The organism is Pseudomonas sp. SWI36 (genome assembly GCF_002948105.1).
GTDB classification, from domain to species: Bacteria; Pseudomonadota; Gammaproteobacteria; order Pseudomonadales; family Pseudomonadaceae; genus Aquipseudomonas; species Aquipseudomonas alloputida.
In genome coordinates this window covers 1,690,346-1,711,373 of record NZ_CP026675.1, presented here as the reverse complement: position 1 = coordinate 1,711,373, position 21,028 = coordinate 1,690,346, and the positions used below count along the sequence as shown (strand labels likewise).

At 63.4% G+C, this 21,028-nt stretch carries 22 protein-coding genes; 11 read left to right on the top strand and 11 right to left on the bottom strand.

Features of this window, described 5'->3' with window-relative positions; all coding sequences use genetic code 11:
- The first annotated feature begins 119 nt into the window (after positions 1–119).
- The 6 genes from murJ (at position 120) to ispH (ending at position 7,455) form a co-directional block, all read left to right on the top strand.
- Positions 120–1,658 (top strand): murein biosynthesis integral membrane protein MurJ, encoded by a 1,539-nt coding sequence (murJ, locus tag C4Q27_RS08370; RefSeq protein WP_064491427.1) that lies wholly within the window; start codon positions 120–122, stop codon positions 1,656–1,658.
- Between the two features lie 118 nt (positions 1,659–1,776).
- Complete coding sequence (gene ribF / locus C4Q27_RS08365) at positions 1,777–2,727, top strand: bifunctional riboflavin kinase/FAD synthetase (protein ID WP_010951868.1); 951 nt, start codon at positions 1,777–1,779, stop codon at positions 2,725–2,727.
- Positions 2,724–5,555, top strand: coding sequence for an isoleucine--tRNA ligase (gene ileS / locus C4Q27_RS08360; RefSeq protein WP_104886734.1), 2,832 nt, complete (start codon positions 2,724–2,726; stop codon positions 5,553–5,555). Before ribF ends, ileS begins: the two co-directional genes overlap by 4 nt.
- A complete protein-coding gene (gene lspA / locus C4Q27_RS08355) occupies positions 5,548–6,063 on the top strand; it encodes a signal peptidase II (RefSeq protein WP_003247609.1) in 516 nt (171 codons plus the stop codon). Before ileS ends, lspA begins: the two co-directional genes overlap by 8 nt.
- Positions 6,056–6,493 carry an FKBP-type peptidyl-prolyl cis-trans isomerase gene (fkpB, locus tag C4Q27_RS08350; protein ID WP_010951871.1) on the top strand — a complete coding sequence of 146 codons (438 nt, stop codon included), beginning with the start codon at positions 6,056–6,058 and terminating at the stop codon, positions 6,491–6,493. Before lspA ends, fkpB begins: the two co-directional genes overlap by 8 nt.
- A 14-nt stretch (positions 6,494–6,507) precedes the next feature.
- Positions 6,508–7,455 carry a 4-hydroxy-3-methylbut-2-enyl diphosphate reductase gene (gene ispH / locus C4Q27_RS08345; RefSeq protein WP_064491425.1) on the top strand — a complete coding sequence of 316 codons (948 nt, stop codon included), beginning with the start codon at positions 6,508–6,510 and terminating at the stop codon, positions 7,453–7,455.
- Positions 7,456–7,531: 76 nt separating this feature from the next.
- Here ispH and C4Q27_RS08340 read toward each other — a convergent pair whose 3' ends face one another.
- Positions 7,532–8,014, bottom strand: a complete 483-nt coding sequence (locus C4Q27_RS08340; protein ID WP_010951873.1) for a GspH/FimT family protein — start codon at positions 8,012–8,014, stop codon at positions 7,532–7,534.
- 109 nt (positions 8,015–8,123) lie between these two features.
- Here C4Q27_RS08340 and C4Q27_RS08335 point away from each other — a divergent pair, with 109 nt between their 5' ends.
- Genes C4Q27_RS08335 through thiO form a run of 5 tightly spaced genes read left to right on the top strand, consistent with a single transcriptional unit; the run spans position 8,124 to position 10,945 of the window.
- Positions 8,124–8,306, top strand: a complete 183-nt coding sequence (locus C4Q27_RS08335) for a prepilin-type N-terminal cleavage/methylation domain-containing protein (protein ID WP_020192262.1) — start codon at positions 8,124–8,126, stop codon at positions 8,304–8,306.
- A complete protein-coding gene (locus C4Q27_RS08330) occupies positions 8,303–8,941 on the top strand; it encodes a PilW family protein (RefSeq protein ID WP_020192261.1) in 639 nt (212 codons plus the stop codon). Before C4Q27_RS08335 ends, C4Q27_RS08330 begins: the two co-directional genes overlap by 4 nt.
- Positions 8,938–9,402: a hypothetical protein gene (locus C4Q27_RS08325; RefSeq protein WP_104886733.1), complete on the top strand. Its 465-nt coding sequence runs from the start codon at positions 8,938–8,940 to the stop codon at positions 9,400–9,402. Before C4Q27_RS08330 ends, C4Q27_RS08325 begins: the two co-directional genes overlap by 4 nt.
- A gap of 1 nt (position 9,403) precedes the next feature.
- Positions 9,404–9,793 (top strand): type IV pilin protein, encoded by a 390-nt coding sequence (locus C4Q27_RS08320; protein WP_010951877.1) that lies wholly within the window; start codon positions 9,404–9,406, stop codon positions 9,791–9,793.
- A 54-nt stretch (positions 9,794–9,847) separates the two neighbouring features.
- Positions 9,848–10,945 (top strand): glycine oxidase ThiO, encoded by a 1,098-nt coding sequence (thiO, locus tag C4Q27_RS08315; protein WP_020192259.1) that lies wholly within the window; start codon positions 9,848–9,850, stop codon positions 10,943–10,945.
- Between the two features lie 76 nt (positions 10,946–11,021).
- Here thiO and C4Q27_RS08310 read toward each other — a convergent pair whose 3' ends face one another.
- From C4Q27_RS08310 to C4Q27_RS08260, 10 genes are all read right to left on the bottom strand, one after another.
- On the bottom strand, positions 11,022–12,431 hold the full coding sequence (locus tag C4Q27_RS08310; RefSeq protein ID WP_104886732.1) for an amidase: 1,410 nt from the start codon (positions 12,429–12,431) through the stop codon (positions 11,022–11,024).
- 1 nt (position 12,432) lies between these two features.
- A complete protein-coding gene (locus C4Q27_RS08305; protein WP_104886731.1) occupies positions 12,433–13,710 on the bottom strand; it encodes a Zn-dependent hydrolase in 1,278 nt (425 codons plus the stop codon).
- Positions 13,711–13,862: 152 nt separating this feature from the next.
- Entirely contained in the window at positions 13,863–14,558 is a 696-nt protein-coding gene (locus C4Q27_RS08300; protein ID WP_020192256.1) for an ABC transporter ATP-binding protein, read from the bottom strand.
- On the bottom strand, positions 14,558–15,310 hold the full coding sequence (locus C4Q27_RS08295) for an ABC transporter ATP-binding protein (protein ID WP_010951882.1): 753 nt from the start codon (positions 15,308–15,310) through the stop codon (positions 14,558–14,560). The genes C4Q27_RS08300 and C4Q27_RS08295 overlap by 1 nt, the downstream gene beginning before the upstream one ends.
- Positions 15,310–16,329: a branched-chain amino acid ABC transporter permease gene (locus C4Q27_RS08290; protein WP_104886730.1), complete on the bottom strand. Its 1,020-nt coding sequence runs from the start codon at positions 16,327–16,329 to the stop codon at positions 15,310–15,312. Before C4Q27_RS08290 ends, C4Q27_RS08295 begins: the two co-directional genes overlap by 1 nt.
- Before the next feature lies 1 nt (position 16,330).
- Positions 16,331–17,191: a branched-chain amino acid ABC transporter permease gene (locus tag C4Q27_RS08285; protein ID WP_003247565.1), complete on the bottom strand. Its 861-nt coding sequence runs from the start codon at positions 17,189–17,191 to the stop codon at positions 16,331–16,333.
- Positions 17,192–17,256: 65 nt separating this feature from the next.
- Positions 17,257–18,459 (bottom strand): ABC transporter substrate-binding protein, encoded by a 1,203-nt coding sequence (locus C4Q27_RS08280; RefSeq protein WP_003247562.1) that lies wholly within the window; start codon positions 18,457–18,459, stop codon positions 17,257–17,259.
- Positions 18,460–18,549: 90 nt separating this feature from the next.
- A complete protein-coding gene (locus tag C4Q27_RS08275) occupies positions 18,550–19,314 on the bottom strand; it encodes a FadR/GntR family transcriptional regulator (protein ID WP_020192253.1) in 765 nt (254 codons plus the stop codon).
- A gap of 267 nt (positions 19,315–19,581) precedes the next feature.
- Positions 19,582–19,812: a PP0621 family protein gene (locus C4Q27_RS08265; RefSeq protein WP_014589594.1), complete on the bottom strand. Its 231-nt coding sequence runs from the start codon at positions 19,810–19,812 to the stop codon at positions 19,582–19,584.
- A 94-nt stretch (positions 19,813–19,906) separates the two neighbouring features.
- Positions 19,907–20,926 carry an outer membrane protein assembly factor BamD gene (locus C4Q27_RS08260; RefSeq protein WP_003247556.1) on the bottom strand — a complete coding sequence of 340 codons (1,020 nt, stop codon included), beginning with the start codon at positions 20,924–20,926 and terminating at the stop codon, positions 19,907–19,909.
- Positions 20,927–21,028 lie beyond the last annotated feature (102 nt).

Below are 21,028 nucleotides of genomic sequence, written 5' to 3'. Positions count from 1 at the left end.
CCTTTCTGCTGCGCGACCTGTACACTCGGGAATTTTTGGCTCCCCTGCGAAGGCGCGGGAGTATCGCACATTCGGACGCTCTCTGGCAGCGTCCTCTGTCATTGGCGTGAATCTTTTCGATGAACCTGCTCAAATCCCTGGCTGCAGTAAGCTCGATCACCATGATTTCGCGGGTGCTGGGCTTTGTTCGCGACACCATCCTGGCCCGCATCTTTGGTGCTGGTGTCGCTACCGATGCCTTCTTCATCGCGTTCAAACTGCCCAACCTGTTGCGGCGCATCTTCGCCGAAGGCGCATTCTCCCAGGCCTTCGTGCCGATTCTGGCCGAGTACAAGACCCAGCAAGGCGAGGAGGCGACGCGCACCTTCATTGCCTATGTCAGCGGCCTTCTGACCCTGGTGCTGGCCCTGGTGACCGCCATCGGCATCCTCGCTGCACCGTGGGTGGTGTGGGCGACGGCCCCGGGTTTTGTCGACAGCACCGAAAAATACGAGCTGACCACCGACCTGTTGCGGGTGACGTTTCCTTATATATTCCTGATCTCGCTGTCTTCCCTGGCCGGAGCGATCCTCAATACCTGGAACCGCTTTTCGGTGCCGGCCTTCACGCCCACCTTGCTGAACGTGGCGATGATCGCCTTCGCCGTGTTGCTGACGCCGTACTTCAACCCGCCAATCATGGCGTTGGCCTGGGGCGTGCTGGCGGGTGGCCTGGCGCAGTTGCTGTACCAGCTGCCAGCGCTGAAGAAGATCGGCATGCTCGTGCTGCCGCGCCTGAACCTCAAGGACGCGGGTGTGTGGCGGGTACTGAAACAGATGCTGCCGGCGATCCTGGGGGTGTCGGTGAGCCAGATCTCGCTGATCATCAACACCATCTTCGCCTCCTTCCTGGTGGCCGGCTCGGTATCGTGGATGTACTACGCCGACCGCCTCATGGAGCTGCCTTCCGGTGTGCTGGGCGTTGCCCTGGGCACCATCCTGCTGCCGACCCTGGCCAAGACCTACGCCAACAAGGACCGCGAGGAGTACTCACGGATTCTCGACTGGGGCCTGCGCCTGTGCTTCCTGCTGGTACTGCCCTGCACCCTGGCGTTGGCCATTCTTGCCGAACCGCTGACCGTTGCTTTGTTTCAATATGGCAAGTTCAGCGCGTTTGATGCGGCGATGACCCAGCGAGCGTTGATCGCCTATTCCGTGGGCTTGCTGGCGATCATTCTGATCAAGGTACTGGCACCTGGCTTCTATGCGCAGCAGAATATTCGCACGCCGGTGAAGATCGCAGTCTTCACCCTGGTCTGCACCCAGCTGTTCAACCTTGTCCTGGTCGGCCCGCTTGCACATGCCGGCCTGGCATTGGCGATCAGCCTCGGTGCCTGCCTGAATGCCGGTTTGCTGTTCTGGAAGCTGCGCAGTCAGCAGCTGTTCGAGCCTCAGCCTGGCTGGGCAGTGTTCCTGCTCAAGCTTGTGTTGGCGGTGGCGCTGATGTCGGCAGTACTGCTGGCGGGCATGCACTATATGCCGGCCTGGGAACAGGGCATCATGCTTGAGCGCTTCCTGCGGCTTGGGGCGCTGATCCTGGCGGGCGTCGTGACGTATTTTGGCTGCCTGTACCTGTGTGGCTTCAGGCCCCGGCATTTCGCTCGCAAGGCCTTGCACTGAGGCTTTTGGCGGGTCAGGCGTCGGTTTTTCGCATTCCACGCCGCCCTTGGGCGCTGCTGCCTGTCACCAGCGCCCGGGTGTGGTTATAATCGGCCACTTTATGAGCAAGAAGCGCGTTATGCAGCTGGTTCGAGGTCTTCACAACCTGCGCCCCGAGCACCGGGGCTGTGTCGCCACCATTGGCAACTTCGACGGGGTTCACCGCGGCCACCAGGCAATCCTGGCGCGCCTGCGCGAGCGCGGTCAGGCCTTGGGCCTGCCGACCTGCGTGGTGATCTTCGAACCGCAACCACGCGAGTACTTCGCACCCGATACCGCGCCGGCACGTCTGGCCCGGCTGCGCGACAAGATCGAGCTGCTGGCGACCGAAGGCATCGACCGGGTGCTGTGCCTGGCGTTCAACCAGCGTCTGAGCAAGCTCAGTGCCGATGCCTTCGTCAAGGCCATCCTGGTCGACGGCCTGGGCGTGCGTCATCTCGAAGTGGGCGATGACTTCCGCTTCGGCTGCGACCGCGCTGGCGACTTCGCTTTCCTGGTCGAGGCCGGCAACGCGTACGGCTTTACCGTCGAGGCCGCCAACACGGTCATCCAGGATGGCCTGCGGGTCAGCAGCACCGAAGTGCGCAAGGCCTTGTCCGAGGGCGACTTCGAACTGGCCGAACACCTGCTGGGCCGCCCGTACCGCATTACAGGCCGCGTGCTGCACGGCCAGAAGCTGGCCCGCCAGCTCGGCACACCAACCGCCAACATCCAGCTCAAGCGCCGCCGCGTGCCGCTGTCCGGGGTATACCTGGCCAGCATCGTGATCGACGGCAAAGCTTGGCCGGGTGTCGGCAATATCGGCGTGCGCCCCACCGTTGCCGGTGATGGGCGCCCGCACCTGGAGATTCATCTTCTGGACTTTGCCGGCGATCTTTACGGCCGGCGCCTGACGGTGGAGTTCCACCACAAGCTGCGTGAAGAGCAGCGATTCGCCTCCCTGGAGGCGCTGAAGTCGGCGATCGATGCGGATATCGCCGCCGCACGTGCACATTGGCACGCTCAACCGCTAACGAAGAGCCTGAAATGACCGACTACAAAGCCACGCTTAACCTTCCGGACACCGCCTTCCCCATGAAGGCCGGCCTGCCTCAGCGCGAACCGCAGATCCTGCAGCGCTGGGACAGCATTGGCCTGTACCAGAAGCTGCGCGAAATTGGCAAGGATCGTCCCAAGTTCGTCCTGCACGACGGCCCGCCCTATGCCAACGGCAAGATTCACATCGGTCATGCGCTGAACAAGATCCTCAAGGACATGATCGTCCGTTCCAAGACCCTGGCCGGCTTCGATGCGCCGTACGTGCCAGGTTGGGACTGCCACGGCCTGCCGATCGAGCACAAGGTCGAGGTTACCCACGGCAAGCACCTTTCCGCCGACCGTACCCGCGAGCTGTGCCGCGAGTACGCTGCCGAGCAGATCGAAGGGCAGAAGACCGAGTTCATCCGCCTGGGCGTGCTGGGTGACTGGGACAACCCATACAAGACCATGAACTTCGCCAACGAGGCCGGTGAAATCCGCGCCCTGGCCGAGATGGTCAAGCAAGGCTTCGTGTTCAAGGGCCTGAAGCCGGTGAACTGGTGCTTTGATTGCGGTTCGGCGCTGGCTGAAGCGGAAGTCGAGTACGCCGACAAGAAGTCGCAGACCATCGACGTGGCCTTCCCGGTTGCCGATGAAGCCAAGCTGGCCGCCGCCTTCGGCCTGGCCTCGCTGGCCAAGCCGGCCGCCATCGTGATCTGGACCACCACCCCGTGGACCATCCCGGCCAACCAGGCCCTGAATATCCACCCGGAATTCAAGTACGCCCTGGTCGACACCGGCGAACGCCTGCTGGTGCTGGCTGAAGAGCTGGTCGAGTCGTGCCTGAAGCGCTACAACCTGGAAGGTTCGGTCGTTGCCACCGCCCAAGGTTCGGCGCTGGAGCTGATCAACTTCCGCCATCCGTTCTACAATCGCCTGTCGCCAATCTACCTGGCCGACTACGTCGAGCTGGGCGCCGGTACCGGCGTGGTGCATTCCTCGCCAGCCTACGGTGAAGACGACTTCGTCACCTGCAAGCGCTACGGCATGGTCAACGACGACATCCTTACCCCGGTGCAGAGCAACGGCGTGTATGTCGACTCGCTGCCATTCTTCGGCGGCCAGTTCATCTGGAAGGCCAACCCGGCCATCGTCGAGAAGCTGAGCGAAGTCGGTGCGCTGATGCACACCGAAACCATCAGCCACAGCTACATGCACTGCTGGCGCCACAAGACCCCGCTGATCTACCGCGCCACCGCGCAGTGGTTCGTGGGCATGGACAAGCAGCCGAGCACCGGCGAGCCGCTGCGTGAGCGTGCGCTGAAAGCCATCGAAGACACCAAGTTCGTCCCGGCCTGGGGCCAGGCGCGCCTGCACGCGATGATCGCCAACCGCCCGGACTGGTGCATCTCGCGTCAGCGCAACTGGGGTGTGCCGATCCCGTTCTTCCTGCACAAGCAGACCGGCGAGCTGCATCCGCGCACTGTCGAACTGATGGAAGAAGTGGCCAAGCGTGTCGAGCAGCAAGGCATCGAGGCCTGGTTCAAGCTGGACGCCGCTGAACTGCTGGGCGCTGAAGCCGACCAGTACGACAAGATCGCCGACACCCTCGACGTGTGGTTCGACTCGGGCACCACTCACTGGCACGTACTGCGTGGCTCGCACGACATCGGCCACGCCACCGGCCCGCGCGCTGACCTGTACCTGGAAGGTTCCGACCAGCACCGCGGCTGGTTCCACTCGTCCTTGCTGACCGGTTGCGCCATCGATAACCATGCGCCATACCGCGAGCTGTTGACCCACGGTTTCACCGTGGACGAGAACGGCCGCAAGATGTCCAAGTCGCTGGGCAACACCATCGAGCCGGAGAAGGTCAACAACACCCTGGGTGCCGATATCCTGCGCCTGTGGGTTTCGGCCACCGACTATTCCGGTGAAATGGCCGTTTCCGAGCAGATCCTGCAGCGCAGTGCCGACGCCTATCGGCGTATCCGCAATACCGCCCGCTTCCTGCTGTCCAACCTGTCCGGCTTCGACCCGGCCCGCGACCTGCTGGCCCCGGAAGACATGCTGGCGCTGGACCGCTGGGCCGTGGACCGTACCCTGCTGCTGCAACGCGAACTGGAAGAGCACTACAGCGAGTACCGTTTCTGGAACGTCTACTCCAAGGTGCACAACTTCTGCGTACAGGAGCTGGGCGGCTTCTACCTCGACATCATCAAGGACCGCCAGTACACCACCGGCGCCAACAGTGTCGCCCGCCGTTCCTGCCAGACTGCGCTGTACCACATCAGCGAGGCGCTGGTGCGCTGGATCGCGCCGATCCTGGCATTCACCGCCGACGAAATCTGGCAGTACCTGCCGGGCGAGCGCAACGAGTCGGTAATGCTCAACGGCTGGTACCAAGGCCTGAGCGAGCTGCCGGAAGGCACCGAGTTGGACCGCGCCTACTGGGACCGCGTGATGGCAGTGAAGGCATCGGTCAACAAGGAGCTGGAAAACCAGCGCACTGCCAAGGTCATCGGCGGCAACCTGCAAGCCGAAGTGACCCTGTACGCCGACGAAGGCCTGAGTGCCGACCTGGGCAAGCTGGGCGACGAGTTGCGCTTCGTGCTGATCACCTCGGCCGCCAGCGTGGTGCCGTTCGCACAGGCGCCGGCCGAAGCGGTAGCCACCGAAGTCGAAGGCCTCAAGCTGCAAGTGGTCAAGTCCGGCCACACCAAGTGCGGCCGTTGCTGGCACTTCCGCGCCGACGTCGGCAGCCATCCGGAGCACCCGGAAATCTGCGGCCGTTGCGTCGACAACCTGACCGGCTCGGGTGAGGTGCGCCACTATGCCTAACCCTGCAGCGGGGCGCTTCGGGCGCCTTGCATGGCTGTGGCTGAGCTTGCTGGTCCTGGTCATCGACCAGGCCACCAAGCTGTACTTCAACAACGCCCTGACCATGTACCAGCAGATCGTGGTCATTCCTGACTACTTCAGCTGGACCCTGGCCTACAACACCGGTGCCGCGTTCAGCTTCCTGGCTGACGGAGCGGGTTGGCAGCGCTGGTTGTTCGCCCTGATCGCCGTGGTGGTCAGCGCGGTACTGGTCGTCTGGCTCAAGCGCCTGGGGCGCAACGAGACCTGGCTGGCCGTGGCGCTGGCGCTGGTGCTGGGTGGGGCGATTGGCAACCTGTACGACCGCATCGTGCTGGGCCACGTAGTCGACTTCATCCTGGTGCACTGGCAGAACCGCCATTACTTCCCGGCCTTCAACGTGGCCGACAGCGCCATCACCGTTGGTGCGGTGATGCTGGCGCTGGATATGTTCAAGAGCAAGAAGTCCGAGGATCCGGTCCATGACTGACACCCGTATCGGCCAGAACACCGAAGTCACCCTGCACTTCGCGCTGCACCTGGAAAACGGCGACACCGTCGACAGCACGTTCGATAAGGCCCCGGCTACTTTCAAAGTGGGTGATGGCAACCTGCTGCCGGGTTTTGAAAACGCCCTGTTCGGCTTCAAGGCCGGTGACAAGCGCACCGTGGCAGTGGCCCCGGAGAACGCCTTCGGCCAGCCTAACCCGCAGAACGTGCAGGTCATGCCGAGGTCCAACTTCGAAGGCATGGAGTTGTCCGAAGGGCTGCTGATCATCTTCAACGACGCCGCCAACACCGAGCTGCCGGGTGTGGTCAAAGCGTTCGATGACGACCAGGTCACCATCGACTTCAATCACCCACTGGCTGGCAAGACCCTGACCTTCGAGGTGGAGATCCTCGAGGTGAAGGCCCTGTAAGCCTGGAGCCGAGCATGCAAATCAAACTCGCCAACCCTCGCGGCTTCTGCGCCGGGGTCGACCGGGCGATCGAGATCGTCAACCGCGCGCTGGAAGTCTTCGGCCCGCCGATCTATGTGCGCCACGAAGTGGTGCACAACAAGTTCGTGGTGGAAGACTTGCGTAACCGCGGCGCCATCTTTGTCGAAGAGCTGGACCAGGTGCCGGACGATGTCATCGTCATCTTCAGTGCCCACGGTGTTTCCCAGGCCGTGCGCCAGGAAGCTGCTGGCCGTGGCCTGAAAGTGTTCGATGCCACTTGCCCGCTGGTGACCAAGGTTCACATCGAAGTGGCCAAGTACAGCCGCGATGGCCGTGAGTGCATTCTCATCGGCCACGAAGGGCACCCGGAAGTCGAAGGCACCATGGGCCAGTACGATGCCAGCAACGGCGGCGCCATCTACCTTGTCGAAGACGAGGAAGATGTGGCCAACCTGCAGGTGCGCGACCCGGACCACCTGGCTTTCGTCACCCAGACAACACTGTCGATGGACGACACCAGCCGCGTCATCGATGCGCTGCGTGCGCGCTTCCCGAACATCGGCGGCCCGCGCAAGGACGACATCTGCTACGCCACCCAGAACCGCCAGGATGCCGTCAAGCAACTGGCCGGCGAGAGCGACGTGGTGCTGGTGGTCGGCAGCCCGAACAGTTCCAACTCCAACCGTTTGCGTGAGCTGGCTGAGCGCATGGGCACCCCGGCCTACCTGATCGACGGTGCCGAGGACATGCAACGCGGCTGGTTTGACCAGGCCGCGCGCATCGGCATCACCGCCGGTGCTTCTGCGCCCGAAGTGCTGGTGCGTGGCGTGATAAAACAGCTCAAGGCCTGGGGCGCCACTGGCGCTGAAGAGCTGGACGGGCGCGAAGAGAACATCACCTTTTCAATGCCCAAAGAGCTGCGGGTTCGCTCGCTGATCTGACGGGCAGCACCGCCGCCAATGCAGGGGCTGCTTTGCAGCCCTTGCGCGACACAAGACCGCTCCTGCAATGACCGCGCTAGCAGCGGTCATTGCTCAGGTCCTCCGTAAGCAACCTGACTCTGCCGCTTGATGCCAGCACCACCTGATATCGGCTGCGAGCAGCGGCGCGTTCGCACATTTCCAGTTTTGCGCCCAACCAGCTGTTGCCCGACGTCATGGGCACGCCCAGCGCACTGAATTTGAACTGCTCACCGCGATTGCTGGTTATTTTCAGCGGCTTTGAAAGGCGCTGTTCGCGCAGCACCTGCCGGTTATGCTCCAGCACTACCCGCCACCCATTCCCCCAATTACCGTCCAGCGCCAGCACCAGCACCGGCTGACCCTGCAACAGCGCATGGCTGCGTGCACTGCGCAGCGCCTGCGCCAGATCACGGGCAGCCGCCGCCCGGTGCAGGTCATCGCTCATTCGGGCGTAGGCCGGCATGCCCAGTTGGGTCAGCAAGACCGCCACGGCCAAGGCCGACAACATTTGTATCAGTGTTACGCCGCGTTGCTTCACCGTGCATTCCTCCCTGGACGTGCTTGGCTATAGCTTCCTGGCGGTTGGAAAAGAGGTCCAGTCGCCCAAGTTGAAAGCAATGACGGGAAAAGTCGCAGGAGGCGCAGGGATGCATGCAAGGCAAGGGGGCATGACGCTTCTGGAAGTGCTGTTGGCGGTTGTGGTCGTGGCCGCAGGCCTGTTCGCAACGGCTGCTATGCAGTTGCAGGCATTGCAGGCTGCGGACAGCGCGCGCCGGGATGGACAGGCGGCGATGGCGCTGCACAGCGAACATGAGCGCAGGCGGCGATGAGGCGCTGCCATACAGGGTTTGGGTTGCTTGAGATGGTGGTGGCGCTGGCGATCGGATTGATGCTGCTGGCGGCGGCCAGTCAGCTTTTTGTCTCTGCGCACCAGACTTGGCGCCTGCAAAGTACGGCAGTGCGCATGCAGGATTCTGCGCGGCTTGCGTTGCTGCGCATGGCGCAGGATATCCGCATGGCCGGGATGTTCGGTTGCCTGCGCCTGGGCCCAGACGACTTTCTGATCCCAGGCGCGGAGCAGGCCTTTGCCCGGCCCTTGGCGAACGGCCCGTCAAGTTTGAGCCTGGTTGTCGCTGAGTTACCAGGATATGCCGGCGACCCCGACTGGACCTTGCTGACAAACTGTATCGACACGGTGGAGGTACACAAGGAGCGCGCGCAAGGGACTGACAAGCTTATGGCTTTGCCTTTCAGCCGGCATCGCTATGTTCACGTTGGAAGTACGCTTTACTTCGAGCGGCGCGGCCGCAATCAGCCCTTGGTCGATTACGTGCGCGAACTGCGTGTGGTTCAGGTGGCTGGAGAGCGGATCGATCTTCAGCTGACATTGTATGAGCCGACCTTGCAGCTTGAGCAGCACCATGCGCTGAGCGTGGCATTGCGCAACCCGGTTCCGGATTCATGAACCGACAGCGGGGTGTTGTCCTGTTGTTGGCGTTGGTGCTCAGCGTCCTGCTGGGCCTGCTTGCCACATCTGCCCTGCGCGACGCGCTGGTGGAAACGCGAATGACCGGCAACCTGAGCGATGGCCTGATGGCGCTGGAAGAGGCTGAGGCCACTTTGCTGGCCGGGGTACGCGAACTTGAACGGGCGCCCCCTGACGTTTGTAACGCGTGCCTGCCACCGCCCAGGCCGCACGATCTGGTTGGGCAGTGGCAAGGTACCCAGACCGGCTTTTTCCAGCTGCAGAACCTGGGTGTCAGCGAACGTGCCGCGCACATGCCCGAAGGGCAGCCGGTTAGCCTGTTCCGGATTACCGCCGTCAGCAAGCAAAGCCGCTCACGGCATGTGCTGGAAGCGGTCTACGCCGTGGCCGGCAATCAAACCCAACGCATCACCTGGCGGCAAAGATTGCGAGGAGACTGACATGCAGCAAGGCTTGAGCCTGATCGAGTTGTTGATTGTGCTGGCCGTGACCGGCATTCTGGCAGCCATTGCCTACCCCAGTTACAGCGACCAGCTTCGGCGAGCCGCGCGCAGCGAAGTGGTTGGCCTGCTGCATGATGCTGCCCTGCGCCTGGAGCGCCACCGCGTGCGCACTGGCCAATACGCCGAGGGCGACCTGGTCTTGCCCGAAGGTACCCGCTACTACAGCCTTCAGGCCCAGCGCGACAGTGACACCTTCACGCTGCGCGCCCGGCGGCTACCGCATGGGCTGATGGCACAGGATGGCTGTGGCGATTTCCAGCTCGACCAGGCTGGCGTGCAGCACAATCCGGGCGCCGTTGAGCACAGCACGCACTGTTGGGGAAGTTGAAGGTTCAATGATGCCCGGTGCATCGCGGTTTTACTTCAGGTGTTGGATCGACAGATGAGCAAGCAAGTAGTGGTGGTTGGCGGCGGGGTGATCGGCCTGCTGACGGCATTCAACCTGGCAGCCAAGGTCGGCCAGGTGGTGGTGTGCGATCAGGGCGAGGTTGGCCGAGAGTCGTCCTGGGCTGGCGGAGGCATTGTCTCGCCGTTGTACCCGTGGCGCTACAGCCCCGCCGTGACCGCTCTGGCGCATTGGTCGCAGGACTTTTATCCCCAGCTGGGCGAGCGTCTGTTCGCCAGCACCGGCGTCGACCCGGAAGTTCACACCACCGGGCTGTACTGGCTCGACCTGGACGACGAGGCCGAAGCGTTGGCCTGGGCCGCGCGCGAGCAGCGGCCGCTCAGTGCCGTGGATATTTCGGCGGCCTACGATGCGGTGCCGGTGCTGGGCCCGGGCTTCAAGCACGCCATCTACATGGCTGGCGTGGCCAATGTGCGCAACCCACGCTTGGTCAAGTCGCTGAAAGCAGCGTTGCTGGCGCTGCCGAACGTGAGCTTGCGCGAACACTGCCAGATCACCGGCTTCGTGCAGGAAAAGGGGCGCGTGACCGGTGTACAGACGGCAGATGGGGTACTGGCGGCGGATGAGGTTGTGCTCAGCGCAGGCGCCTGGAGTGGTGACCTGTTGCGTACCCTTGGCCTTGAACTGCCGGTGGAGCCCGTGAAGGGCCAGATGATCCTGTTCAAGTGCGCTGAAGACTTCTTGCCGAGCATGGTGCTGGCCAAGGGGCGCTATGCAATCCCGCGACGTGACGGGCACATTCTGGTAGGGAGCACGCTGGAACACGCCGGGTATGACAAGACCCCGACCGGGGATGCGCTGGAAAGCCTGAAAGCATCGGCGGTGGAGTTGTTGCCAGAGCTTGAAGGCGCGACAGTGGTGGCGCACTGGGCGGGACTGCGGCCGGGGTCGCCAGAAGGCATTCCTTACATTGGGCCTGTGCCAGGGCATGAAGGGTTGTGGCTGAACTGCGGGCATTATCGCAATGGGCTGGTGCTAGCGCCGGCTTCGTGCCAGCTGTTTACCGATTTGCTGACAGGGGCCGAGCCGATTATCGACCCGGCGCCGTATGCGCCAGAAGGGCGTTTGGGCTGAGGACCTCTTCGCGGGTAAACCCGCTCCTACGCGAGCGGGTTTACCCGCGAAAGGGCCGCAAAAGCCAACACAGATTTCAGCCAGTAATCGGTGCTTGCAGGTGCCGGCTCGGATAATGCTGCTCATACACCTTGCACACCCGCAGCACTTGCTCATCAGCAAAGCGCCCGGCCACCACCTGCAGGCCCACCGGCAACCCCTCGCGGGTGAACCCGCAGGGTACCGAGGCCGCCGGCTGTTGGGTCAGGTTGAACGGATAGCTGAACGGCGTCCACTCCATCCATTGCGCCATCCCCGACCCAGGCGGCACGTTGTGTCCGGCCTCGAACGCCACCAACGGCAGCATCGGCGATACCAGCACGTCATATCGCTGATGAAAGGCATTCATCTTCGCAATCAATTCTGCCCGTGCCTCAAGCGCCTGGGTGTATTCGCCGAGGCTGATCTGTGCACCTTGTTCGGCAATCCAGCGCAGCCCCGGGTCAAGCAACGCTTTCTGCTCATCGCTCAAGGCACTTGCCAACCGCGCCGCACCGGCAAACCACAGGGTGTTGAAGGTTTCCAGCGGGTCGCTGAAGCCCGGGTCCACTTCCTCTACCTGCGCACCCAGCCGCGCCAGGCGCTGCACCGCTTGCGCCACCAGTGCCTGGATCTGTGGGTCGACCTGCACGTAACCGAAGTTGGCGCTGTAGGCGATGCGTAGGCCGCTCAGATCTTGCTGCTGGCTGAGCCACGGCGCCTGCCGGGGTGCGCCGGCCAAACCGTCGCGGGCATCGGGGCGCGCTACGCAGTCAAGCATCAGCACCGAATCGTCCACGGTACGCGTCATCGGCCCCAGGTGCGACAGCACGGTCATGGCGCTGGCCGGCCATTGCGGCACATAGCCGAAGGTCGGTTTGATGCCGAAGGTGCCGGTGAAGGCGCAAGGGATGCGAATCGAACCACCGGCATCGCTGCCCTGATGCAGCACCCCCAGGTTCAGCGCGGCGGCTGCCGCAGCACCACCAGACGAACCACCGGCAGTCAGCCTGGTATCCCAAGGGTTGCGGGTAATGCCGTACAGCGGGTTGTCGGTCACGCCTTTCCAGCCGAACTCCGGCGTGGTGGTCTTGCCCACCAGCACAGCACCGGCTTCACGCATGAAGGCGCTGAAGGGCGCATCGATTTCCCACGGGCCGGTACCCGAGGTTGTACGCGAGCCTTTGCGGGTGGGCATGCCGCGGGTCAGGGTCAGGTCCTTGATCGAGGCGGGTACGCCATCCAGTCGGCCACAGGGCTCGCCGCGCTGCCAGCGCTGTTCGCTGGCACGGGCGGCGGCGCGGGCACCTTCGCCGTCGACATGGCAGAAGGCGTTGACCGCCGGGTTATGCAGGTCGATGCGCGCCAGCACATCGTCGACCACCTCGACGGGTGACAACTGGCGGCGCTGGTACAGTTCGAGCAGTTCGACGGCGGTGAGTTCGCCAATCGCGGTTTTCTGGGTCATTTCAACGGGCTCCCGGGTTGGCGGCCTGGAACATGGCGCGCAACAGGACGTCGCAACCATCGGCCAGGTCCTGGGGCGCGGCATTTTCGATTTCGTTGTGGCTGATGCCGCCTTCGCATGGCACGAAGATCATCCCGGCCGGGCCCAGTTCGGCGAGGAAGATTGCATCGTGACCGGCGCCGCTGACGATATCCATGTGGCTCAGGCCCAGCGCACGCGCCCCCTGGCGCACGGCATCCACGCACTGCTTGGCGAAGTACAGCGGCGGGAAGTCGGCTGTCGGGGTCAGCTGATAGCTCAGGCCATGTTTCGCCGTGCTGTTTTCGATGGCTGCGCGCACTTCGCTGACCATGGCGTCGAGGTGCCCAGGGTCGAGGTGGCGCAGGTCGATGGTCATGTGCACCTGGCCGGGGATGACGTTGCGCGAGCCTGGGTGCAAGGTCAGGCAGCCGACCGTGCCGCAGGCATGTGGCTGGTGCGCGTGAGCGACGCGGTTGACCGCAGCCACCACCTCGGCTGCGCCGACCAATGCGTCCTTGCGCAGGTGCATGGGTGTGGGGCCTGCATGCGCCTCGACGCCGGTAAGGGTCAGGTCGAACCATTTTTGCCCCAGGCAGCCCTGGACCACGCCGATGGTGGTGCGTTGGTCTTCCAGCACCGGGCCTTGCTCGATATGTGCTTCGAAGTAGGCGCCCACGGCATGCCCGGTAGGCACGCGCGGGCCGGCGTAGCCGATGCGCTGCAATTCAGCGCCGACCGACAGACCTTGGTCATCGACCTTCTCCAGGGTTTCCTGCAGGCCGAACTTACCGGCAAACACGCCCGAGCCCATCATGCAGGGCGGGAAGCGCGAACCTTCTTCGTTGGTCCATACCACCACTTCCAGCGGGGCTTCGGTGGTCAGGTGCAGGTCGTTGAGCGTGCGCATTACTTCGAGGCCGGCCATGACGCCGTAGCAGCCATCGAACTTGCCGCCGGTGGGTTGGGTGTCGATGTGGCTGCCGGTCATGATGGGCGGCAGGGCAGGGTTGCGCCCGGGGCGGCGTGCGAAGATATTGCCGATGGCGTCGACGCTGACCGTGCAGCCGGCTTCTTCGCACCACCGCACGAACAGGTCGCGCGCCTGGCGGTCGAGGTCGGTCAGGGCCAGGCGGCATACGCCACCCTTGGCGGTGGCGCCGAGTTGGGCCAGGTCCATCAATGATTGCCACAGGCGCTCGCGGTTGATCAGAGGGCCTTGGCCGAGCAGGTGCTGCGAGGGATCGATGCGGGTGTTCATGGTTCATCTCTCCTGAAATTACTGGGTTGCTTGTACCGGCCTATTCGCGGGTGAACCCGCTCCTACAAAGGCCTCGCAGGGCTGAGGGTGGTGACACCTTTGTAGGCGCGGGTTTACCCGCGAAAGGGCCGGTACAGGTAAGCACGGTCGGGTCAGGCGCTAAGGGCCAGGTAACGGTTCTTGATGCTCGGGTCCTCGCGGAACTGCGCCGCACTGCCCTGGTAAGCGACGCGGCCCTGCTCCAGCACATAGTGGCGATCAGCAAGGGCATCGCAGACCATCAGGTTCTGCTCTACCAGCAGGATCGACAGCCCTTCGTCCTTGATCCGTCGCAGGATCTTCACCAGTTCGTCGACAATCACCGGGGCCAGGCCTTCGGTGGGCTCGTCGAGGATCAGCAGCCTGGGGCCGTTGAGCAGGGCGCGGGCGATAGCCAACATTTGCTGCTCGCCACCGGACAGGGCGAAACCACCGTTGCGGCGCCGCTCCTTCAGGCGCGGGAACATGCTGTACACGTCCTCCAGCTGCCACCGGCTGGCCTTGCGCACGGCAATCTTCAGGTTCTCCTCCACGCTGAGCTGGCGGAAAATGCCGCGGTGTTCCGGCACCAGAGCAATGCCGAGCCGGGCGATATCGAAAATTTCGCGGCCAACCAGTTGCTGGCCGTTGAAGCTGATCTGCCCCTGCCGTGGGCGGACGATGCCAAGGATGCTGCGCAAGGTGGTGGTCTTGCCTGCACCGTTGCGCCCCAGCAGCGTTACCAGTTCGCCTGCCTCGACCTTGAGCGAGACACCTTCGAGCACATGGCTCTTGTCGTAGTAGGAATGGATCGAATCGACGTTGAGCATCAGGCGGCCTCTCCAAGGTAGGCGGTGCGTACGCGCTCGTCGTTGCGCACCTGTTCAGGGGTACCCTCGACCAGGATCTGGCCGTGACTCATCACCGTGATGCGCTGGCTGATCGACATGACAATGCTCATGTTGTGCTCGATCAGTAGCACGGTATGGTCGCGGCCAAGGTCGCTGATCAGGTCGGTCATCACCGGGATGTCGTCGATGCCCATGCCCGAAGTGGGTTCGTCGAGCATCAGCAGGGTGGGCTTGGCACAGATCGACATGCCCACTTCCAGCACCCTTTGCTGGCCGTGCGACAGCTCGCCCGCCAGGGTTTCGGCACGGGCGCTCAGTTTCAGGCGCTCCAGCACCTGGTCGGCGGTGTTCCAGTGGCTGCGCTTGTGCTCGACGCTGCGCCAGAAGTTCAGCGCGCCCAGGCCATCACGGCCCTGGGCGGCCAGGCGCAGGTTCTCGCGCACTGAAAGGTTCTGGAACAGGCTGGTGAGCTGAAACGAGCGCGCCATGCCAAGCGCCACGCGCCCGTGGGACGGCTTGCGAATGATGTCCTGGCCATTGAACAGGATCTTGCCGGCCGTGGCCTGACGCTCGCCGGTCAGGCAGTGGAACAGGCTGGTCTTGCCGGCGCCGTTGGGGCCGATGATGGTGTGGATGGTGCCGGCTCGCACTTTGAGGTCAACACCCGCGACCGCCTTGAACGGCCCGTAGGCCAGCTCCAGGTGGCGGGTTTCCAGGAGGTAGTCGCTCATCACAGGGTCTCCTTGGTCTTGGCCTGGGGTTTGTCATCGGCATTGCGCGTGGCCAGCAGGCGCTTGCCCAGTTCGGTCAGGCCGCCCCACAGGCCGCCACGCATGAACACCACCACCAGAATCAGGATCACCCCCAGCAGCATCAGCCAGCGTGGCCAAAGCTCCGACAGCACGTCACCCAGCAGCACGATGGCGCCGGCCCCCAGCAGCGAGCCGAACAGTGAGCCGGTGCCGCCGACGATGGTCATGATCAGGATGTTCTCGCTCATCATCAGGTCGATGTTCGACAGCGGCGCAAAGTGCAGCAGCATGGCGTACAGCGCCCCGGCGATGCCGGTGATGGCGCCCGACAGCATGAACACAAGTATCTTGAAATGGCGGGTGTCGTAGCCGATGGCGGCGGCGCGGGTCTCGTTCTCGCGGATAGCCAGCAGGGTGCTGCCGAATGGCGAACGGATCACCCGCAGGGCTGCGGCGAAGATCAACAGGAACAGCACCGCGACGAACACATAAAAGTGCCGTGGGTCGGCCAGGTCGACCAGCACATGGCCGGCGATTTCGATATTCGGCCGTGGCACATCAAGCAGGCCGTTGTCACCGCCGGTCCAGCCGCTGAGGGTATAGGCCAGGAAGTAGGCCATCTGGCTGAAGGCCAGGGTCAGCATGACGAAGTAGATGCCCGTGCGACGGATCGCCAGTGCGCCCACCAGCAGCGCGAGGAGGGCGCCGAACACAGCTGCGCCAAGCAGCGCGGCGAACATGCCCCACTGCAGGTGGATCATCAGCAGCGCTGCGCCATAGGCGCCCACGCCAAAGAAGATGCTTTGGCCGAACGACAGCAGTCCGGTGTAGCCGAGCAGCAGGTTGCAGGCCAGTGCGGCCATGGCAAAGATCAGGATCTCGGTGGCCAGGGTGGCCGAGGGCAGCAACAGCGGCAGCGCCACCAGGCTGGCAACTACCAGCGACAGCAGCGCCGGGGCGCGGCCCTTGGCGACTGGCAATGGGTTTTTCTCGCTCATCTCAGGCTCTCCCGAACAGGCCGTAGGGACGGACCAGAATCACTGCTGCCATGGCGCCGTAGATCATCAGGCTGGCGCCTTGCGGCCAGAGACTGGTCATCATGCTTTGCACCACACCCACCAGCAGGCCGCCAACCAGCGCCCCGCCGAACGACCCCATGCCGCCAATCACCACCACCACGAAGGCAATGCCGAGGATTTCCGGGCCGACGAAGGGCTGGGCGCCCCGTAGCGGCGCAAACAGCACACCCGCCACACCTGCCAGGCCCACGCCCAGGGCGAATGTCAGGGAGAACAGGCGGAAAATGTTGGTGCCCAACAGCGACACGGTTTCGGTGCTTTCGCTACCGGCCCGCACCAGTGCGCCGAAACGGGTGCGTTCCAGCAGCAGCCACAGGCCAATACCGATCAGCGCTGCGAAGCCGATCAGGAACAAGCGGTAGTAGGGGTAGATGAAGTCGCCGAGTATCAGCACCCCGCGCAGTTCGGGTGGCACGGCAATGTTCTTGCCCACCGGGCCCCAGATCAGCACCGACGCTTCCTGGATTATCAGCGCGATGCCGAGGGTGACGAGGATCTGGAAGGTGTGCGGCAGGTGGTAGATGCGTTTGATCAACAGGCGCTCGACCGCCCAGGCCAGCGCGGCCACCACCAGTGGCGCAATCAGCAGTGCCAGCCAGAAGTTGCCGGTGACGGCCACGGCGGTGTAGCACAGGTAGGCGCCCAGCAAGAAAAACGCGCCGTGGGCGAAGTTGACGAAGTTGAGCAGGCCGAAAATGATCGTCAGGCCTACGGCGATGAGGAAGTAGATCATCCCCAGGCCCAGGCCGTTGAGCAGTTGGAACAGGTACAAATCGAGCATGAGCGTGCCCTCGACAGCGCGCCGGGCGGCTGCCTGTACAAGTGTTTGTGACTAACGCCGCAGCTTCAGGCCAGGGCGCAACCGGTGTGATCGACCTCGACGAACGAGCGGCCCGAACTGATGACTTCGGCCAGGTCGTCCTCGTCGCGCATCTGCCCCTGGGGCTTGCCGCGCAGCAGGTAGTAGTCCTTGAGCACCTGGTGGTCACCCGGGCGGATCAGTTCTTCGCCGGTCGGGCCCTGGAAGCGCATGCCCTGCAATGCCGCAGACACGGCGGCCCCGTCCAGGCTGCCGGCCTTGACGATGGCTTCGAGCATCACCTTGGTGCCGATGTAGTCGGCGGCCAGCGGATAGTTGGGGTTGATGCCATAGGCCTTGCGGGTGGCGGCGACCAACTGTTTGTTCAGCGGGGTGTCGACCTGGTGCCAGTACTGCGCACCCAGGTACACGCCTTCGAGCACGTCGCTGCCCAGCTCCTGGAACTGGTCGAGGCCGGCAGACCACACCATCAGCACTTTCATGCGGTCCTTGATGCCGAAGTTGACCGCCTGGCGCAGGGCGTTGGAGGCCTGGCTACCGAAGTTGAGCAACACCAGCACGTCGGGCTTGGCGGCGATGGCGTTGGTCAGGTAGCCGGAGAACTCCTGCTCCTGCAGCGAGTGGTAGCTGTTGCCGATGTGTTCCACGCCGAGCTCGGCGAACACTTTGCGGGCGTTGTCCAGCAGGGCATCGCCGAATACATATTGCGGGGTGATGGTGTACCAGCGCTTGGCCTGGGGCAGCTGGCGGCTCATCGGCACCAGTGTTTCGCGGATGGCACCATAGGTGGGCACCGACCAGCGGAAGGTTGAGGCATTGCAGTCCTTGCCGGTGATTTCGTCGGCGCCCACAGGCGTCATGAACACGCCGCCGGCTTTGTGGATTTCCTTGGACACCGCCAGTGCCGAAGACGACAGGGTGCACCCCTGGAAGAAGCGTGCGCCATCCTGGCCGATGGCTTCCTGCACCTTGCGCACTGCCTTGCCGGCGTTGCCTTCGGTGTCGATGACTTTGTACTTGAGCGGGTGGCCGAGCAACTGTGGGTGCTCGGCGATGGCCAGGCGCGAGCCCATGTCGGCGTACTTGCCGTAGCTGGCGAAGGCGCCCGACATGGACTTGAGCCCATAGAAGGTCAGCGGTTGGTCGGCGAATGCCCGGTGTGCCCCCAAGGGGAGGCTACCTAAGGCACCCAGGGCAAGGCCTGCCTTGAGCAGGGTACGTCTTTGCATGAGTAACTCCTTGTTTGTGGTTATTAGGCAGGAGTGGCAATGACAAAGCGGGTACGGCCGGGCCTGTGTGCAGGCCTCTTTACAGGCGCATCAGTGGTGGTGATCGAACTCCAGCAGGAAGTTACGGGCAACCTCGCCTTCCAGCGCGGTCATGTGGTGCTCGGCGTCGCACATGTGTTCGTGCATCAGCCGGCGTACGGCGGGTTCGTCGCTGGCGCGCAAGGCGGTCAGCAGTTGCTTGTGGTAGTCGATGTTGGCGGCGGCGAACTGCTGGCGCTTGGGCAGGTAGGCCTTTTTCAGCACCACCAGGTCGCGCAGCAGGTCGTTGAGGAACACCGCCATGAAACGCAGCAACGGGTTGGGGCAGCGGTTGGCCAGCAGGGTGTGGAATTCAAGCTCCGCCAGGCGCTGTTCGCGCTGGCCTTCTTCGCTGTCTTCCGGCGCGCTGCAGAAGTCGATGTTGGCCTGCAGTGCGGCGTAATCGGCTTCGCTCAGCTTGCCCATCACCGACACCGCCAGTTCTACCTCGATGACTTTGCGCAGCTGGTACACCTGTTCGCCGTCCAGGTGCTGAAAGTGCAGGTAGTTGCGCAGTGCGCGGCTGGCTGGCTCGGTGCCCACTTCGTTCAGGTAGGCGCCCCCGGTCGGGCCGGTGCGGGTGCTGACCAGGCCTTCTACTTCGAGCGCCTTGAGGGCTTCGCGGGCGGTGCCCTTGGAACATTCGAAATGCTCCATCAGCTCCCGCTCGGTGGGCAGGCGGTCGCCAGGGTGCAGCGCTTCGGTGACGATCGAGCGCTTGACTGATTCGACGATCACATCGGACAGCTTCTGGCGCTTGCGTTTGGGTTTGAGCATTTCGCTATTTTTCATATTTATGCGGATAAATAGGATTTAGCGAATTTTGGCCGGATGGGTCAATGCTGGTGGTGGGGGAGGGGTCGTAAATGGTGTGAAAGGGTCGGGGAGGGATATGTGGAACACGAAATTGCAGATAAAAACTGTGGGAGCGGGCGTGCCCGCGAACACCGGCGAAGCCGGTGCCATACACCGTGGTGCCTGCTTCGCGGGCAAGCCCGCTCCCACAGATTTCGAATTGGTTTCAGGATTGAACAGACATCGTGTTCAGCCTTGGTGGCCAGGGCCCTGCTGCAGGTGGGCCTGGCTGCAATACCACTCATTGCCCTGCTGCAGCGCCCGGTCGTTGGGCAGGTGCACGCCGCAATGGGCACAGCGCACCATCTTCAGCGGCGCATCCAGCTTCGCTTCGGGGTGCGACTGCTGGCTGACTTTGTACTTGCGCCACAGCCAGAACGCGGCGGCGATCAGGGCGATCCAGAAAAGTAGGCGAACCATGATGTCCAGCTTGTCGATTGAAGAAGCCGACAGTCTAGGACGCGGCCAATAAAAAAGGGAGGCCCAAGGCCTCCCTTTCATTCACCGCTGAAGGTCAGTCGAACAGACCAAAGGTCATGTAGCTGAACCAGGAACGGTCTTTCTCGGCTTCTTTCGGGCCTTCCGGCACGATTGGGTCGCCGTTCTCGTCTTTAGGCAGCAGCTCTCGCGGCATCTCGTCGCGCGCGTCCTGGAACTGCTTGACCACGTCCTGGTTGGCGCGGGTTTCGCCTGGCGGCAGCGGGGTTTCGGTTTCGATCAGGCCCAAGGTGGCCTTGGACAGCCAGCCGCGGCCGTCAGACTCGGTCTGCTTGGGCTGGAACTCGCCATCGACCAGGCTCGGGTGGTCTGGGTAGTTGAGCTTGAGGGTTTCCAGGCTCGTGGCGGCCAGTTCGTCCAGGTGCAGCTTCTGGTACGACTCGACCATCACCGCCAGGCCGTCACCGACAGACGGGGTTTCCTGGAAGTTTTCGACCACGTAGCGGCCACGGTTGGCAGCCGCTACATAAGCCTGGCGGCTCAGGTAGTAGTCGGCCACGTGGATTTCGTACGAAGCCAGCAGGTTGCGCAGGTAGATCATGCGCTGCTTGGCGTCTGGCGCGTAGCGGCTGTTGGGGAAGCGGCTGGTCAGCTGGGCGAACTCGTTGTACGAGTCGCGGGCGGCGCCCGGGTCACGTTTGGTCATGTCCAGCGGCAGGAAGCGCGCCAGCAGGCCACGGTCCTGGTCGAACGAGGTCAGGCCCTTGAGGTAGTAGGCGTAATCGACGTTCGGGTGCTGCGGGTGCAGGCGGATGAAGCGCTCGGCGGCCGACTTGGCGGCCTCGGGCTCGGAATTCTTGTAGTTGGCGTAGATCAGCTCGAGCTGCGCCTGATCGGCATAGCGGCCGAACGGGTAGCGCGACTCCAGGGCCTTGAGCTTGTTCACGGCGCTGGTGTAGCTGGAGTTGTCCAGATCAGCCTGGGCCTGCTGGTACAGTTCGGCCTCGCTGAGGTTCTCGTCAATGACCTCTTTATTAGAGGAACAGGCCGCGGTAAGCCCGAGGATGGCGATCAGCAGCAGGTGTTTCACTCGCATGGCGGCTTGCGTCCCTTTGACGGCCGCTGTCTTGGGCGGTGCCGTCCTGTTATGATGAGCGCCCCGGCCAACCCCGGGACAAAAGAAGCCGTATTTAACCAC